At 46.7% G+C, this 17325-nt stretch carries 12 protein-coding genes; 8 read left to right on the top strand and 4 right to left on the bottom strand.

Features of this window, described 5'->3' with window-relative positions; all coding sequences use genetic code 11:
- Positions 1-87 precede the first annotated feature (87 nt).
- The gene (locus tag K9M52_RS00575; protein WP_224070124.1) at positions 88-1047 is read right to left on the bottom strand and encodes a lipid A deacylase LpxR family protein; all 960 of its coding nucleotides are present in this window, start codon (positions 1045-1047) and stop codon (positions 88-90) included.
- 104 nt (positions 1048-1151) lie between these two features.
- A complete protein-coding gene (locus tag K9M52_RS00570) occupies positions 1152-2003 on the bottom strand; it encodes an endonuclease/exonuclease/phosphatase family protein (RefSeq protein WP_224070123.1) in 852 nt (283 codons plus the stop codon).
- A 260-nt stretch (positions 2004-2263) separates the two neighbouring features.
- Between K9M52_RS00570 and K9M52_RS00565 the strand changes: the two genes are divergently transcribed.
- Positions 2264-2959: a uracil-DNA glycosylase family protein gene (locus K9M52_RS00565; protein WP_224070122.1), complete on the top strand. Its 696-nt coding sequence runs from the start codon at positions 2264-2266 to the stop codon at positions 2957-2959.
- Between the two features lie 11 nt (positions 2960-2970).
- Here the strand turns inward: K9M52_RS00565 and K9M52_RS00560 are convergent, their stop codons facing one another.
- Positions 2971-3651, bottom strand: coding sequence for an MgtC/SapB family protein (locus K9M52_RS00560; RefSeq protein ID WP_224070121.1), 681 nt, complete (start codon positions 3649-3651; stop codon positions 2971-2973).
- A 152-nt stretch (positions 3652-3803) separates the two neighbouring features.
- On the opposite strand from K9M52_RS00560, the gene K9M52_RS00555 reads away from it, so the two are divergent.
- Positions 3804-5369, top strand: a complete 1566-nt coding sequence (locus tag K9M52_RS00555) for a glycoside hydrolase family 32 protein (RefSeq protein ID WP_224070120.1) — start codon at positions 3804-3806, stop codon at positions 5367-5369.
- A gap of 66 nt (positions 5370-5435) precedes the next feature.
- On the opposite strand, the gene K9M52_RS00550 is transcribed toward K9M52_RS00555, so the two are convergent.
- Entirely contained in the window at positions 5436-6812 is a 1377-nt protein-coding gene (locus K9M52_RS00550) for an NAD-dependent succinate-semialdehyde dehydrogenase (protein WP_224070119.1), read from the bottom strand.
- 268 nt (positions 6813-7080) lie between these two features.
- Between K9M52_RS00550 and K9M52_RS00545 the strand changes: the two genes are divergently transcribed.
- The 6 genes from K9M52_RS00545 (at position 7081) to K9M52_RS00520 (ending at position 17307) form a co-directional block, all read left to right on the top strand.
- The gene (locus K9M52_RS00545) at positions 7081-7791 is read left to right on the top strand and encodes a hypothetical protein (RefSeq protein WP_224070118.1); all 711 of its coding nucleotides are present in this window, start codon (positions 7081-7083) and stop codon (positions 7789-7791) included.
- 440 nt (positions 7792-8231) lie between these two features.
- Positions 8232-10040, top strand: coding sequence for a T9SS type A sorting domain-containing protein (locus K9M52_RS00540; RefSeq protein ID WP_224070117.1), 1809 nt, complete (start codon positions 8232-8234; stop codon positions 10038-10040).
- Between the two features lie 231 nt (positions 10041-10271).
- The gene (locus K9M52_RS00535) at positions 10272-10904 is read left to right on the top strand and encodes an RNA polymerase sigma factor (protein WP_224070116.1); all 633 of its coding nucleotides are present in this window, start codon (positions 10272-10274) and stop codon (positions 10902-10904) included.
- A gap of 81 nt (positions 10905-10985) precedes the next feature.
- Positions 10986-12320: a FecR family protein gene (locus tag K9M52_RS00530; RefSeq protein WP_224070115.1), complete on the top strand. Its 1335-nt coding sequence runs from the start codon at positions 10986-10988 to the stop codon at positions 12318-12320.
- Between the two features lie 138 nt (positions 12321-12458).
- Positions 12459-15854 (top strand): SusC/RagA family TonB-linked outer membrane protein, encoded by a 3396-nt coding sequence (locus tag K9M52_RS00525; RefSeq protein WP_224070114.1) that lies wholly within the window; start codon positions 12459-12461, stop codon positions 15852-15854.
- Positions 15855-15900: 46 nt separating this feature from the next.
- Positions 15901-17307 carry a RagB/SusD family nutrient uptake outer membrane protein gene (locus tag K9M52_RS00520; RefSeq protein WP_224070113.1) on the top strand — a complete coding sequence of 469 codons (1407 nt, stop codon included), beginning with the start codon at positions 15901-15903 and terminating at the stop codon, positions 17305-17307.
- Positions 17308-17325 lie beyond the last annotated feature (18 nt).

Here is a 17325-nt window from a genome sequence, read left to right as displayed (position 1 = left end):
CTTTTTTTCGTTGTAAAATTGAGGCTACTATAATGCCTGCAATTCTCTAACCAGCATATTGCGGGCATTTTTATGTCAGCTGACAGTTTAAAATGCGACTCCCAATTGAATTCTGCCATACCACTGGTTATGTAACTGTGTCTTAGACTCTTTGGCATCATAGACCAGGCCAAGACCGACATTAAATACTTTGCCGCTATACATCCAGCCAAGGGTCTGACGATAGCGGACATGATTTAATTTACCTGTATAAGGGCCTTTATCAGATCTGAAAAGCCCGCCCTGGATCGTGGCATTGTAAATGCTTAACACAAGTTCAGGATAAAAATAGAAAAAGGATTCATTCTCTTTATTGTTGATGTGGCTGTTCCAGAACACGGTCTGGCTATTGCTGCCCATATGACCTAAGGATAAGACAGGGCCTGCACTGGCACCGGTAAAGGTGTTGCCGACTGAACCACGAAGTACCGGCAGCAGCTTAAAGGAGGATTTTGCCGCTGTTAATTTGAGTGCTGGAGACCAGGTGAAATCACCGTTGATTCCTACTTCTGTATTCAATTGATAGTCCCATTCCTTCGGTGTATACATGTTGAACAGAGAATGAATAGACTCTTGCATCTGTCTTCCAAGGGCGGGTGGGCCAATCGTTCCCAGGTTCACGCCCCAGCTAAGTAAAGTCTCTTTACGGGTAAAATGCATCTGTCCATAACGGGCATATAAAAACGCCGTAACTGGCCGGTCCAACTCTTCTTTTCTCTGGTAGCTGCCATTTTTGGCATTATACATTAACTGGCCGATCTCCACGGTATGGATCGTGGTACACTCGGGATCTTTTTGGCTGTTCCAGCCAAATAATATTCTTAGCCCATTGGTATAGTAGCCATCATTTCTGGTTAGCGTGTAACTGTCATTATCATTGATGATCTGTATAAAGTGATGGCGCTCTGTCTGGGCTAATGCCATAGAGGCCATTAATACGGCCGTCAGTAGCAAGAGCAACCGACGGTAAGATAGTAATGCCGCATGGAAAAAAAGCTTCAATTTCACGGTAGATCCTTAAAAAGTAGCCGGCGAAAGCAAGAGCCGGCATAAATCGTTTTGGTTGCAAAGATCCGATTAGAGACGTTAACTAAATGTTTTCTTTTATGATCTTACCAACTATACTGCACAAGATAAGGCAAATGATCTGAGGCAAAGCGGGCGGCTTCATTATTCAACACACCACTTTTTTCGACTTTCAGCCGTGCTTTTTTTCCGGCCATAATATAGTCTAATTTTACACGTGGCTTATTACTGGGGAAACTGACTGCGCAGTTCGAGCAACTGCGGTCAAAAGATTTTTCGAGCAGGCCTATCGGCTGGCTGCCCGGATGTGCATTGAGATCCCCTGCCAGTATCACCGCAATGGAAGATGTATCCGCCATTTGACTAGTCTGTTCCGCTTCTAATATGCGGTTGTCTTCGTATAAATAATCATAATGCGCACAGATAAAGCGGATATCCTGACCGGAAGGCAGTGTGAGCGTAGCCACACTGTTCACCCATATCTCAGACCCGGGATGGTCACTATGCGTTAAAAATACAGTCTGCGTATCTTTTAAGGGATAGCGGGAAAGTATCCCAATACCATAACCCCAGCCGGCAGTGTCTGTAAAAGAGTGCGAGTCGCTGTAATGATAATAGCGGAGGCCGGTTAATGCCGCGAGTTCTTTGGTCTGATCCTGGTTGTCTGAGCGGTCCCAGAGACTGTCTACTTCTTGAATAGCGACAATGTCCGGCCGTTGAGACTTGATAACGGCTGCGACTTTGCTTAGATCCACCGGGTCGCTGGTTTTTCTGAGGCCCGGAGCTGCTCCATGCAGTATATTATAGGTCATGACTTTGAGCGTTCCATGTCCGGTGATCGTCTGCCTGTATTGATTTTGCCCCTGTGCCGACATGGATATTCCCCAAAGCATCAGACAAACGATTAAAGCACGGATATTGAATGGCATATATTTCATCTCGTGAAAAATTTAAAATTCAAAAAAAGAGTCAGAGATCTGACAGACAGGCTGACTCCCTGTCAACAAATATAACGAAGATCGGCTATTGGGCCATATAATATGAACCCGGTAATTATACCAAATTTTTTTACTGTCCATTTCACCAAGAAATACGGTTCCGGATTTTCTTTATTCTTTAAAGCCTGGCCGGGACTTTTCAAAAGTCGTATCTTTGCTTGTGCCGTGTTTTGTGAGGTGTATTATTGACTATTTTCAAGATGAAAGTAAAATCAACATTTGCAGAAAAGGTTTTGGATTTCCATGCAGGCCTGCATTATGACCGGCCTTTGCCTGCAGGCTTTGGCGTCTTAAATCCTATTCAGGAAACCAAGGGCGTGCTGGATCTGATGGGCCGGTTTTACAGAAAGTTTTATAATGATCACAAAACGCGCAAGTTCATCATTGGTATTAATCCCGGCAGACATGGTGCCGGAACGACAGGCATCCCGTTTACGGATTCCAAAAGGCTTAAGACCTTGTGTGGGATTACGTCTGAGCTGCCCTCTACTCATGAAGTATCTGCCCATTTTATCTATGATATGATTGCTGCTTATGGAGGCGTAAAAGCCTTTTACGGCGATGTCTACATACAGTCCATGTTTCCGCTGGCCCTTGTCAGAGAAGGAAGCAAAGGGGGGTGGGTTAATTGCAATTATTACGATGATCCCAGACTCGTTGAAGCGTTGGAGCCATATATGGTAGAAAAGCTTAAGGAGCAAGTAGCCTTTGGCGTGGATCAGTCTACCGCTTATATTTTAGGCAAGAAAAACGCGAAGTATTTTGAAAGGGTCAATAAAAGGGAAAAGCTGTTTGACAAGATGGTGATACTCCCACACCCCCGTTACATTCAGCAATACCGCTCCAAAGATAAAGCAGTTTTTATCAATGAATATATTGAAGTGTTGAAACGCTGATGCAGCGGTTGTCAGGGATTTTCTTTATTCCAGTATATTTCCCGGATAGCTGTCTCATTTTGCAGTTTAGAAAGTACTGCTTTCATTTGAATGCCATCCATCTGGTCAAAGTGAAATTCAATCGTACAGTATTCCCGGTTCTTATCAAAAGAAAAACTGGCAATATCCAGCGCTTCCTGCCCAAAAAGCTGAGTAATGATCTCTGCCGGATTGGCATTGGTATCAATGGTGATCTTCAGGTATTTTCTCTTGAATCTTTTGGCAAAGCGCCGCTCCAAAGGCTGTAGCCCCCACAGGATGATTAGGGCTAGTAGGGTCGCTGCGACAGCGGCAACATACATTCCGCTTCCGATGGCAAGACCGATGGCAGACACCGCCCAGAGTCCGGAGGCCGTCGTAAGTCCTCTGATCAGCCCCGGTTTTAAAAATAAAATAGTGCCGGCTCCCAGAAACCCGATACCACTGATTACCTGAGCCGCAATACGAGAAGGGTCCAGCTCAACGTTAGTTGTCCCCAGGATATCAGAAAACCCAAAAGCAGAGACGATCATTGCCAGTGTGGCACCCACGCACACCATCATATGTGTCCTCAGGCCGGCTACCCAATCTTTCCTTTCTCTTTCCAGTCCAATGGCCGCTCCCAGGACAGCGGCCAGTACCAGGCGAAGGATGATCTCTTCTCTCGTGATCATGATATTTTGTTTTTATGGTGTAAGACTTATTCTAAGGTAGGCTATTTTCCGAAGGAAATAAGGTACGGGGTCCAAAAAAGCGGGTTAAAAATCATACATTTAATCTTCAGACCGCTGTTCTGATTTTCTATAACATTTATACGTCCACCTGTATGTGTTCATCTTATATTGACCGTTTGTCTTATGCTGTAAAAGGCCTGCTTCCGGGACTCTTATGGTTGTTAGCCGGCACGTTTGTGCAGGCACAAGATCGTATTTATCAAGAAGCAAACCGACCGCAGTTGCATTTTACGCCAAGGGCACACTGGATGAATGATCCCAACGGATTAGTATACTTAAATGGACGTTACCATCTTTTTTACCAGTATTATCCGAAAGCCATTGACTGGGGACCCATGCATTGGGGCCATGCCATAAGCAAAGACCTGATACATTGGCAGCAGCAGCCCATAGCACTATATCCGGACCGTTTAGGGTATATATTTTCGGGAAGTGCCGTCTATGATAAAAACAATACCAGCGGGCTGGGCAGTAAAGCCCATCCGCCGATGATCGCTATTTTTACGCATCATGATCCCCGGAAAGAAAAGGCCGGTAAAACAGATGTGGAAACCCAAAGCATTGCCTATAGCCTGGACGAGGGCAAAACCTGGAAAAAATATGCCGGCAATCCCGTTATAGCCAATCCCGGTGTCAGAGATTTCAGGGACCCTAAGGTGTTTTGGTACGCCCCGCAACACAAATGGGTGATGGTTGTGGCTGCCAGCGATAGGGTGCGGCTGTATACTTCTAAAAACCTCACTGCCTGGACCGAGATATCGCAGTTTGGGCTAGGCAGAGGCTCCCATGCCTCTGTATGGGAATGCCCGGATTTGTTTCCATTAAAAGCCGGTAAATCGACTAAATGGGTATTGACTGTGTCAGAAGGAAATGGTGGCCCTAATAAAGGATCGGGCATACAATATTTTGTCGGTGATTTTGATGGTACAGCCTTTGTCAGTAAACAAACAGACACGAGATGGCTGGAATATGGCCCCGATGATTATGCCGGCAATTCATGGAATAATACGGCAGGCCGGCGGCTATATATAGGCTGGATGACAAACCTCATGTATGCGGGCCAAGTGCCGGCTACCACCTGGCGGGGGCAATTGACAATCCCAAGAAAATTCGAACTTGTAAAATTGAAAGGGCGCTATTTTCTTTGTCAGCAACCTATCGCTGCGTTTGAAAAACAAATCAGAAAAAAAATAGGTGGCGGTAAAATCTCAGGAATGCAGGCCGGCATGGTTTCTTTACAGTATGAGGATAACGGATATCCGCTCAAAATAAGTATCCGTCAAAAACATCAGGCGGCCAGCTTCGAGCTGACCTTCTCCAGTGCAGCGGGAGATAGTTTAAAACTGGGTTTTGATCGTGCTAAAAACGGGTATTATATCGATCGACAGGGGGCAGGGAACATGGATTTCGCCCATGGGATGGGCCGGTTGATATGGGCGCCTAAGATAACCGCTGCTCCCTGTTCACTGAATATCCTGGTAGATAGAAATTGTATTGAGGTATTTGCAGATAGGGGCCTGTCTGTAATGACTGCCCTTTTTTTCCCAAAGACCCCTTTTAATCAGGTACGCTTAAGCAAGCCAGAAGATTCTGAACGGAAGACCGCAATAAGTATGGAGGCTTATTTGCTGAGGCGTATTTGGGCAAATTCGAAGTAAAGCGGGTGTTTTTAGAGGGCATGATTACACATGACCCGCCTTACGCATCCGCTTTTTTCTCTTTTCTTAGCCTGCGATATACACCGTCTTAATATTGACGAATTCATGGATCCCATGTAATCCCAACTCTCTTCCGTAGCCAGACATCTTAACGCCGCCAAATGGCAACCTTGGATCCGATCTTACCAGTCCGTTGACAAAACAGGCGCCCGCCTGCAATTGCTCCCGGGCCATTTTTTCTGCTTTTCTTTTATTTTTTGTAAACACGGCCGCACCCAGGCCGAATGTGGTATCATTGGCGATCCGGATGGCATCGTTACTGTCTTTTGCAATGATCACTGAAGCGACCGGGCCAAAAATCTCCTCTGAATAGGCGGGCATACCTTTTTTTACATTTGTGAGAAGGGTAGCGGGATAGTATGCATTATGAGCTGCATCTTTGGGGAGTTGGCCGCCTAAAATAAGCTTGGCGCCCATTTCAATATTTTTGAGCACTTGTTTGTGAAGCTGGTCTCTTAAGTCTATTCTGGCCATCGGCCCTAAATCAGTAGCAGGGTCCATAGGATCTCCCATTATTTTCTGACTCATTTTTTCTTTGAGCAGGCTCGTGAATTTTTTGACCACTGGCTTTTCGACGATAAATCTTTTTGCTGCAATGCAGCTTTGCCCGTTATTGATTAAGCGGCTATTGGCACAAATAGTAGCCGCTTCTTTCAGATTGGCATCTGCAAGAATGATATATGGGTCACTGCCACCTAACTCAAGTACGGTCTTTTTAATCAGTGAGCCGGCCTTCGCTGCTACTTTCTGCCCGGCTTCTGTGCTTCCGGTAAGTGTCACGGCTTTGATAAAGGGGTGCTCTATTACCTGGTTGACCATCTTGCTGCCAATAGCCAGATGCTGGAAAACGCCTTTTGGGAACCCTGCGTCCAGCATAACCAACTCAATGGCTTTGGCACAACCTGGTACATTGGAAGCATGTTTCAGTAAGCCGCAGTTGCCAGCCAATATGGAAGGAGCAATAAAGCGGAATACCTGCCATAAAGGGAAATTCCATGGCATAATGGCCAGAACAGTCCCGATGGGCTGATAACTGACATAACTTTTTTGTGCGTCGGTTTCAACCAGGACATCTTTTAGAAACCTGGCACCATTTTCTGCGTAATAACGGCAAACCCAGGCACATTTTTCTACCTCACCAGCGCCTTCCTTAATGGGTTTGCCCATTTCTGCGGCCATGAGTTCAGCCAGCCTGTCCTTTTGTTTAAGCAGCACCGCTGAAGCTTTTTTCATTAAAGCAGCCCTGGCAGTGAAACTTGTGTTTTTCCATTCGTTCCATACTTTTTCAGCACGTACTATTTTGCGCTCCACGGTAAACCAACTTTCTTCACTAAATTCTTTAATAAGCTGACCGGTTGCGGGATTTATGGATTGGATACTCATAATTTACAATGATTTTTTCTGTGAGACGAACAGATGAGTTCATATTGAACAGCCATGTGTAAATACATGGTTCCATGCAAATTACAAAAAAAAGTATCGCTGGAAGGCGTTGATACTGTTAAATTGAGCTGCTTGGCGCATGAAGTTTTCCCAAAAACGTTGGTGATTTTCCCGAAATGATAAACAGTGAATAGCATCATGCGGCTATTTTTGCAGCGTTCGTCAGACAAGGCGCATTCTCTGACCGTAATTAAAAAATTAAACCATTATGTACATTAGAAAAGCACTTTTAACCGTCGTTGGTATTTTTATGATGGGATTGAGCCTGGGCTTTGCCCATGCCATCTGGATTGAAACCCCTTCCGTGGGCGAGCAGGGTGAGGCGCAATCTGTAAAAATCTATTTTGGAGAATTCGGGACGGAAGATATCAGCAAGGTCGCCAACTGGTTTGCGGATCTGAGTCAATTTGAACTGCAACTGATCGGTCCAGACGGCAGTAAAACAGCTTTGCCGTTTAAAGCGAACGGAGATCATTTTGCCGCCAGCTTCACGCCGGAATCAGACGGATTATATAACGTAGTGCTCCGTAAGATCGCCGGTGAAGTATATTACGGTTATAAACTGGATTATATGGCAACGGCTCATGTTCAGGTAGGGGAAGGAAGAAAGTTTGGACAACAAGCGCTGCCCATTGCCCTGCGACCGGAGGGGAGCCATTACGAGGCCGGCAAGGCGATTGACTTGTCTGTGCTGATTGACTCCACGCTTACAGGAGAACAGGAGATAACGGTAATCAGCCCCAATACCTGGACCAAGAAACTATATCCCGATGAAAAGTCGGCTGCCAGCTTTGTTCCGTTGTGGCCGGGAAAATATTTGGTGGAGACCACGGTAAGTGACAAAAATAAAGGCGAGTGGAATGGCACGAGCTATGATGTGGATTACCGGTGTCATACCTATTTGCTGGAAGTGAAATAATCAGATTGTCTGAAAAAGACATTCGGTGTTCAGGTTTTGTTTGATGTATCCCTGCAGCGTAACCGCTGGAGGGATTTTTTTTTCGGGGTGCGCTTGAAATCTGTACTTCTGGCTGTATCGCCCTCCTTGTAATAGGCGAATCAGTAGGGGATGTAATTGTCAGTTGCTGACATTAATATTTTATATATTTGTTTGTTGCAGATGATAATTGCCCTAATTCATTGACCTTTGCCGTTGACTTATTTGGATTTATGAACGACCCGAAAGCTATCGGGACATGCGGCTAATAACATTGAGCTTTGCGATAACTTACTGACGATAAAATGAGCGGCTTGCATAAGAGTAGGTATTATTGGCTGTTGTTGTTTTTAATTATTAAAAAAATAGGCTTTTGTATGTATCGGTCATTTTAAATCGCTTCCCGTCTAAAACCTCATTCAATGAAACATCTTTACACTAAAACGTTTGTTCGTCTAAGTTTCGTTTTGTTTTTCACGATTACCGCATTAGCAGGTTGGTCCCAGCAGTTTAGAACGGTGAATTCCGGATATTATATTACGGCGCTCACAAAAGACGGGGCCGGGAATCTATACTTTACCAAGTTTAATTCTGGGAGTTCTGTCTATGATGTTGTAAAATACGATCCGCTCTCTGGAACAGAGACCGCTATATACACTGGCCTCCAATATTCAGCGGTGGATTATCCCTTCGGGCTGGCCGTGGATAGTCAGGGAGATGTTTTTGTCGCCGGATCAAATGTGGACAATAAGGTGATTAAACTGACTTATGACGCCGGAGCGAATAGTTACACAGCTTCTGATTTTATGGCGGGCACTTATATCAACGCGATTGCAATTGATCAGGATGACAATTTCTATACGTCAGAATATGTTCAGACGACAGGCGTATACCGGATTGTCAGATATAGTTCCGGAGCGACATCTGGCGGCACGGTCCTCTATGATAATATTACAGTAGCAGCCGGTTACAGCTACACGACCAGTATTGTTGTTGCGCCCAATAAGGATATATATTTTAATATGCCTTTTGGAGGTCCATCCAGTCCTGATCAGGGAGAAGTCGTTAAGATCAGTGCAGCTGATAATTATGCAACCCCTGTTACGATTTCCAGCGGAAAATATTCAACGGCAGTTGCATTGGACCCGACAGGGAATCTTTACGTCTCCGAGTATGATGCGGGTACTTCCAGTTTTATACTGAATAAATATACAGGTGCCACCGGTACACCTACTTCTTTATATACCCTGGATGACGCTACAGGTTTTTTTTCCTGGGGTATCATTGCCCTGAACAGTAAAAATATTTATTTTACGACCGGATCTTCTGATGCGCATCCTGGCGGAGCGCTTATGCAACTCTTTGACAATCCTGAACAACAGGCGACTAATATCACTGTATCTAATCAGACCACGACCGATGCCACACTTAGCTGGACCGGCGGCACCGGTGAAAAACGGGCCGTTTTTGTGGCTGCTTTAGATGCGGGGGCACCCGGCGTCTTAAATAATACGACCTATAGTGCCAATAGTCAGTTCGGATCAGGAACAGCCGATAATACGGGTCTCTGGTACTGCGTATATAACGGGCAGGGAAACACGATTACGGTTACCGGCCTACAGGCCGGTCAGACCTACCGGGTAATGGTGCTGGATTATAACGGCGTTCCAGGATCAGAGATCTATAACACGGCAACCGCAACGGGTAATCCGGTTAATTTTGATGAAGTGGCACTACCAGTTACCTGGGAAAATTTTGAGATGCAATATAAGGAAGGAAAATATATCTGGAACTGGCAGATAGGTGTGGAAAGCCAGATTGCCTACTATGTACCGCAGTATAGCCTGGATGGAAATCATTATATCGATGCCGGCAAAATTACCCGGAAAGAACCCTCTTTGCATTATCAGTTTGCAAAGGAAATTACCAGTAAGGGTTTATTATATTTCCGGGTGCAGTCAGTAGACAACAATGGCAAGAAGTCTTATTCAGCCGTGAAAACCGTCAACGGCAATACCGGCAGCCTTCATTTTTATCCCAATCCGGCCAGTACTTATATCAATGTAGTGGCAGCAGATAAGGGCATCCTGCAGGTCTATTCGCCCGGTGGTCAGCTGGTGCTGCGTAAGATCCTGGTGGCCGGGAGCAATCGGATTCAGTTAGACGGTCTGGCAGCGGGGATTTATATTGGAAAAGTGAATAATATGACTTTTAAATTTGTCAAGCAATAGGGCGACATACTTGGATAAATTGAAAAGCCAGGCGCGTTATGTGCCTGGCTTTTAGCATATAGTAAAGAGTTGTTTTATCAATCGTATAATTGACAAATAAAATTCCTTCAAAGTACCGCATTGAAAATCAATGCCGCTGCCGATATCTCTGGTGCAGGACCGGTGAATATCTTGCGCCGGATGCCTGTTAATGGAGATTCGGCGTATATTTGACTGCAAGCAGTGTGATTCATGAATGATCAAATAGCAGATGATGGAAGTATAGTACACCCTTCCGCCTCCCTTAACGGAGTGGCGGTCAGGCAATTGCTTGCCCGGATCGCCAGGGGCGATGAAGCGGCGTTTAAGATTTTCTTTGACGCCTATAGATTACGCTTCTTTAAAGCCGTTTTAAAGATGACGGGTTCTCAGACAGCGGCCGAAGAAATCGTGCAGGAGGTATTTATGCAAGTATGGCATAAAAAGGAAAGCCTGACGACCATAGATCATCCTGACAGCTATTTTTTTACGACCGTTTACCGCAGGGTCTATCGTTATTATAAAGAACAGGCACGTCAAAGCAGCTTGTATCAGACCTTACGTGACGTCGATAAACCCGTTGGCAATACGACTGAAGAAATGGTGATCGCCAGTGAAAGCGACCGGCTGATCCTGGAAGCCATTGAAAAGCTGCCTGCCCAGCAAAGGCAAGTCTATACCATGAGTAAACGTCAGGGTATGAGCCGGGAAGAAATCTCCGAGAAATTACAGCTATCACCCAATACGGTCAGAAACCATCTGTATCAGGCCATTAAATTTATAAAAGCGCATATGGGCGCTTCCTATCTCACGGCATTTCTCTTTTATTGGCTACTAGAAAAATAATTTTAACATTCAACTGGTACAAATCCTTTTTTCAGGTATCTGTCATTAGGCACCTGTTAATCATTTTATGGAGTAAAAACAATGACTGAAAAACGACGATTGGAAATCAAACACTTACTGGAACTAAACTGTTCCGGGTCGATTCGTTTTGACGAGATGACAAAGTTATTGTCCTATATGGAACAGTATTGGACACAGCCGGAACCCCTCCCGACCGGCGATGAAGCTGGTGTGTTTAAGGCATTTATGGAACAAGCCTGGCATGAGGCGCTTGCAGTAGGTGAAGCGGAAGATAAAGGCCGTACAGCCCAAAATAACAAAGAGGTGGGTGCCAACATCGACTGGGATGATATGTATCAGCAGATTACGGGTCATAGCACTATGACGGCCGGTGATGCGTCCAGGTCTTTACGCCGTGAGAAGGGAGGGCGCTTCCCTGCGATACGGGTAAAAGGCAGCAGGATTATGACCCTCAAGTGGGCCGTCACAGCAGCTGTCGTTGTCCTTGTGAGCATAGGCGGCTGGTGGTTCACTGCCAGACAGGATGTCGAAAAACAGGTTGTCCATCATGGACAGGGACAATTACAGGATCTGCCGGCACCCAGTGCCGCCAAAGCTATTTTGGTATTAGCTGATGGCCGCCAGATTGCTTTAGACGGTTCCGGCAACGGCGTGATCGCTGACCAGCAAAAAGTAAGTGTGCTGCTAAACGGCAAAAATAGTCTGGCATATGACCTTTCGGCCGGATCTGGTAACGGCCAGGTTCAATATAATGAACTCCGGGTGCTGAAAGGCAGTCAGCCCGTTTCAGTCAGTCTCTCGGACGGCAGTAAGATATGGCTGAATGTGGGATCTTCGCTTCGGTATCCAACGATGTTCGGAAGTGGCAGCAGAGAAGTCTCCCTGAACGGAGAGGCCTATTTCGAAGTCCATCATGAGGTCAGCCGGCCGTTTATTGTTCATCATGGAAGCATGGCTGTTAAGGTACTGGGCACCCATTTTAATATGAATACCTATACCGATGAGCCAAGTCTGAAAGTGACGCTTCTTCAGGGAGCGGTAGATGTGAATAAAAATGATCATCACCTTCTGTTGCAACCGGGTCAGCAGGCGATTGTGGCCCGCGGTGCAGGTGGCAGCCTGACCCTTAATCACCAGGTTGACTTGGATCAGGTGCTTTCCTGGAAATCTGCTGAGTTCGTATTTGGCCCCGGAACGGATTTTAAATCCATTATGCGGCAAATAGCCAGATGGTATGATGTCCAGATCAGCTATGCAGGTCCGGTCGCTGCTAAATTCTGGGGCTCCGTTCCCAGAACAGCCAGTATTCAGGAAGTGCTGAGGTTACTGGAAGCCACCGGCGGTGTCCGTTTTGAACTGGCGGGAAGACAATTAAAAGTGATTCCTGTGCAATAGATAGATATAGAAAAATCAGCTGAAAACGAAACCGGACCTTGCTGTAACAAGATCCGGCAAAAAGTCAAGGCTTCAACATAGTAGATACGTTATGCAACGAACCGGAAATCCGTTTTTTCACCTTAACTAAACAAATATATGCATTTTAAAACAGTGTTGTCTTGCTTTGTCCGGCCGGCTGGCAGGGGCAGGGCGCGTCAAATGACTTTATCCATGAAACTAATTGGCATTTTTTTATTGGCAGCGGCCTTACAGGTCAGCGCCCGGAGCAGGGCTCAAATAAGCCTCCAGGAGCAAAAGGCTCCTTTGCAAAAAATCTTTTCCTCTTTGAAAGCGCAGACGGGCTACCGGTTTATCTGTACGGAAGCGGTTTTTAAAAAGGCGGGTAACATAAGTATCCACCTCAATAATGCGTCACTGAAACAAGCATTGGACGTATGTCTTAAGGATAAGGGCCTTTCCTATACGATTATCGGAAAGACGGTGGCTGTTCGTCTGGCCACACGGCAGGCGCCTACTTCTAAAAACGATCCACGGATGGATAGTCCGGCTGCCGCTGTGACACTGACTGTTACCGGGACGGTAACGGATCCGAATGGCTACGGCCTGGCGGCTGTGTCCGTGGTCGTGCCCGGAACACCGCTGGGGACAATGACAGACCGTAAGGGAAATTACCGGTTGGCAGGCGTTCCTGAAAACGCGGAACTGGTGTTCAGCTATGTGGGTTTCGTGGAACAGCGGGTGGCTGTTAAAGAGCGTACAGTCATTAATATACAACTGCATCCTATAGAAAATGAACTCAACGAGACCGTCGTGATTGGTTATGGCAAGACGACCAGAAAGCTCAATACGGGGTCGGCAGCGGTGATCAGCGCTGATGTGATTGACAAACAGCCGATCGCGAATATGATGGAGGCCCTGCCCGGCCGGGTAGCCGGTGTACTCGTGACTCAGAATAACGGTGTCCCGGGGGCCAATACGCAGATGGAAATCAGGGGTAAAGGCTCCCTGAATTCGGGAACCATTCCTTTATATGTGATTGACGGGGTACCCTATTCCAACTTTAATGGTGCTCAACCACCTAATGACAACCTAAATGCCTGGGGCATCAGCGGTGCCAATGGAGGAACAAGTCCTTTTAGCTCGCTGAATCCGACAGACATTGAAAGTATTACTATCTTAAAAGACGCGGACGCCACGGCCATTTACGGAGCCAGAGGTGCTAACGGCGTTGTACTGATCACCACCAAAAAAGGAAAGTCCGGCGCCTCTAAAACCGATGTAAATATCTATACCGGGTTTGGAAAGGTAGGACATTATATTCCCATGCTGAATACTCGGCAGTACCTGGCACTTAGAAAGGAAGCTTTTGCCAACAATGGTGTCGATCCTGAAGAGGCGGCCTCCAGACCTTATGACTTACTGGATTGGGATCAGCAGGCTTATACGGACTGGCAACGGTATTTATTGGGTGGCACCGCACATTCGACCAATGCGAATATATCATACAGCGGCGGCACGCCGCAGACCAGTTACCGGCTGAGTGGCAGTTATCGCCATGACGGCACGGTGTATCCGGACGGGGACTTTGGCAATAACCGGGTGACGACCCGGTTCTCGCTGGGACATCATTCGAAAAACAATAAGTTTAATTTCAATTTCTCCGCCAGTTATGGCCATGAGACCTCTACATTGCCGAAGTCCGATATCAGCAGTCTGGCCACCTTGCCACCGAATTATCCCTCTGCTTTAACAGACAGTGCCGGTCATCTGGTCTGGTACGCCGGTTTCACCAATCCGCTGTCCTATTTAAGACAAACCTATCACGGGGTGACTAATAACATCATCGGCAATCTGTCGCTGGGCTATCAGGTACTGGAGGGTTGGAACTTAAAACTGAATGCGGGATATACACATATCGATCTGGACCAGCAATCAGCGAGCCCGGCCTCCGTGCAAAACCCAGCCTATAACCCCGTCAGCTCCGCTTATTTTTCCAACAACCTGATCGAAAACTGGATCGTAGAACCCACTACCGATTATACCAGAAAATGGGAGAGAAGTACGCTTAACCTACTTTTAGGAGGTACTTTCCAACAAAATATCTCGACCACCACCTCTACGAAAGGAACCAATTATAGCAGTGATTTGTTACTGGGATCTTTACAAGGGGCAGGACTGATTACCTCATATTTTCCCAATGACGCCAAATATAAGTTTGCTTCTCTATTCAGTCGGGTGAACTATAATTTTGCCAACAAATATATCTTGAACGGGACTTTCCGTAGAGATGCTTCTTCCAGGTTTGGCCCCGAAAACCGCTTTGGTAATTTCTGGGCGGTGGGTGCTGCCTGGCTTTTCAGCGAAGAAAGCTGGGTGAAGGAAGCGTTGCCGCTGCTTAGCTTCGGTAAAATCCGAGGCAGCTACGGGTTGACCGGTAATGACCAGATCACGAACTATATTTATCTGCCGTTATATTCCTTAAACAGCAATCCTTATCAGGACCAGGTGTCTTATTACAGAGCGACTGCCTCCAATCCGCACGTGCAGTGGGAAACAGATAAAAAGCTGGAGTTTGCGCTTGAGCTAGGCTTTCTGGATGATCGGCTGATGTTTACGGGCAGTTACTACCGCAACCGTTCCGGCAACCAGTTGTCCTATGAGTCGTTGCCGACCCAATCCGGGTTTAACAGCAGAACCGTCAATGTACCGGCCGTAATCCAGAATAAAGGACTGGAACTCACGATCAGTTCCCAGAATATCAGGTCCGGAGATTTTAAGTGGCGTACGGATTTTAATATAACCCTGCCCAGTAATAAACTCATCAGCTTCCCAGGACTTGAAAACTCTTTTTATGCCAGTAGTTATGTGGTTGGTCAGCCGATAACGTTGACTAAACTTTACAGGTTTACCGGTGTGGACCCCCAGACCGGGATACCGACTTTTTATGCTGCGGATGGCAGCGGTATACCCAATTACAGCACAGACCGTTTTATCGCGCCTATCGGAACGCCTTATTACGGTGGGCTGGGCAATGATCTGACCTATAAGAATTGGGCCTTGAGTTTCTTTATTCAGTATACACACCAGAAAGGGTATACCAATGGCCTCATTAACGGAGCGCCGGGTAGCTCCATGGCCAACTTGAATACCTCCGTGCTGGACAGATGGCAATCGCCTGGTGATCAGGGAACCTTGTTCCCGGCCGCCTCTGCGGTCGCCGGATCTGTAATCAGTAATGCCTACGGCTATTATTTTGGCAGCTCAGACCTGTTCTGGGGAGACGCTTCCTGGCTAAAATTAAGAACAGCGTCTTTGTCTTATCAGTTTGATAAGGCGGCTTTGCAAAAGCTGGGCCTGACCCAGCTGCGCTTTTACGTTGAAGGGCAGAATTTGCTGACTCTGGCCAAAAATAAATACCAGATGGATACGGAAACAACCGTCGCGGGCGGCCCTTCAGGCCTCGGTACGGGAAGATATCCGGCGGTGCCTCCGCTTCGGACGATTGTCATTGGCCTGAACCTTTCGTTTTAGAGAACTATTGTAATTACCCCAGTATACTCACTGAAAAAAATAAATCATGAATCGACTTTTTGATCATAAAAATAAATACGCGGCGCCATGGATAGCGATACTACTGCTGTTGGTGTTGACGCCGGGCTGTAGTAAGTTTGTAGACCTCGATGCGCCCAGTACTTCTATAGGCGTCAAAGAAGCTTTTAATACGCAAAGTGCCGCCACAAGTGCTGTGCTCGGTTTGTATAACAGCACGGCTTTACGGTATATCTCACTATATTATACCGGTGTTACCGGATCCAGCGCGGATGACGTCCGGTACAGTGCCAGTTCCACAGATTACGATCAGTTCGCGGCCAATGCAGTGGCTGTTGACAACGCGATGAATAATAACAATATCTGGGCCTATGGATACAGTCAGCTGTTTCAGATCAATCAGGTGATTGAGGGATTAAACGGGAGCGCTGTTCTGGGTACTGATTTTAAAAATCAGCTAATGGGCGAAGCTTTGACCTGGAGGGCGTTTATGTATTTTTACCTGGTGAATTTTTATGGAGATGTCCCGCTGATCCTTTCCACAGATATTGATCAGGCGGCGCATATGGCCAGAACACCCAAGGCGCAAGTCTGGGCACAGATTGAAACGGATCTTACTAAGGCAGTGGGGCTGCTCAGCGCAGATTATCCCTCTGCCGACAGGGCGAGAATCAATCAAGATGCGGCCAGGGCGCTGCTGGCCAGAGTATACCTTTTTGAGAAAAAATGGCAGCAGGCGGCATCAGTGGCTTCTGAAGTGTTACAGGCCTCAGCCTATCAGCTGAACATGGACCTGAATACAACCTTTACCAAGGATAGTAAGGAGATTATCTGGCAGATCGCAAATGTGACCGGTATTTCTACCTATGGGAGTAACTTCCTGGCGCCGGACGGCGTACTTCCTGCCTATATCCTATACAGCTCAATGGGAGAGGCCTTTGAGCCAGGGGACAAAAGGCGCGAAGATTGGGTGATGGAAGCAACGGTATCGGACAAGCAATATTATTACGTGCATAAATATAAAGACCGGGCCGGCACCGGAGATGAGTATAGTGTTGTGTTGCGATTGGCCGAGGTCTATTTGATCCGTGCTGAGGCGCGCGCGGAACAAAAAAATCTCAGCGGTAGCCTGGAAGATCTAAACGCCATCCGTCTAAGAGCGGGCCTGGAACCGTTAGATGGACTTACCCAGAGTGCTCTGATGCTGGCCATCCAACAGGAATATAAAGTGGAAATGTTTGGAGAGTGGAGCCACCGCTGGCTGGATCTTAAAAGATGGCCGAGCTTGCAAGGCAAAGCCAGCCGGGCCGATGACCTTCTGGCACCTGTTAAAGACGACTGGCAATCCACAGATGTACTCTACCCCATACCCGCTCAACAGATACTGGCCAATCCAGCGCTGACGCAGAATCCGGGTTATAGTAATAGTCATTAATCTGAATTTTATTACCTA

The organism is Arachidicoccus terrestris, assembly GCF_020042345.1.
GTDB classification, from domain to species: domain Bacteria; phylum Bacteroidota; class Bacteroidia; order Chitinophagales; family Chitinophagaceae; genus Arachidicoccus; species Arachidicoccus terrestris.
Note: the sequence above shows the minus strand (reverse complement) of the source record. Positions and strands in the feature narration are given on the sequence as shown.

Excerpts from the sequence above, each read along its gene's own strand:
- K9M52_RS00570 (WP_224070123.1), bottom strand. The coding sequence starts at position 2,003 with ATGAAATATATGCCATTCAATATCCGTGCTTTAATCGTTTGTCTGATG.
- K9M52_RS00560 (WP_224070121.1), bottom strand. The coding sequence starts at position 3,651 with ATGATCACGAGAGAAGAGATCATCCTTCGCCTGGTACTGGCCGCTGTC.
- K9M52_RS00555 (WP_224070120.1), top strand. The coding sequence starts at position 3,804 with ATGTGTTCATCTTATATTGACCGTTTGTCTTATGCTGTAAAAGGCCTG.
- K9M52_RS00545 (WP_224070118.1), top strand. The coding sequence starts at position 7,081 with ATGTACATTAGAAAAGCACTTTTAACCGTCGTTGGTATTTTTATGATG.
- K9M52_RS00525 (WP_224070114.1), top strand. The coding sequence starts at position 12,459 with ATGCATTTTAAAACAGTGTTGTCTTGCTTTGTCCGGCCGGCTGGCAGG.
- K9M52_RS00550 (WP_224070119.1), bottom strand. The coding sequence starts at position 6,812 with ATGAGTATCCAATCCATAAATCCCGCAACCGGTCAGCTTATTAAAGAA.
- K9M52_RS00565 (WP_224070122.1), top strand. The coding sequence starts at position 2,264 with ATGAAAGTAAAATCAACATTTGCAGAAAAGGTTTTGGATTTCCATGCA.
- K9M52_RS00520 (WP_224070113.1), top strand. The coding sequence starts at position 15,901 with ATGAATCGACTTTTTGATCATAAAAATAAATACGCGGCGCCATGGATA.
- K9M52_RS00535 (WP_224070116.1), top strand. The coding sequence starts at position 10,272 with ATGAATGATCAAATAGCAGATGATGGAAGTATAGTACACCCTTCCGCC.
- K9M52_RS00540 (WP_224070117.1), top strand. The coding sequence starts at position 8,232 with ATGAAACATCTTTACACTAAAACGTTTGTTCGTCTAAGTTTCGTTTTG.
- K9M52_RS00530 (WP_224070115.1), top strand. The coding sequence starts at position 10,986 with ATGACTGAAAAACGACGATTGGAAATCAAACACTTACTGGAACTAAAC.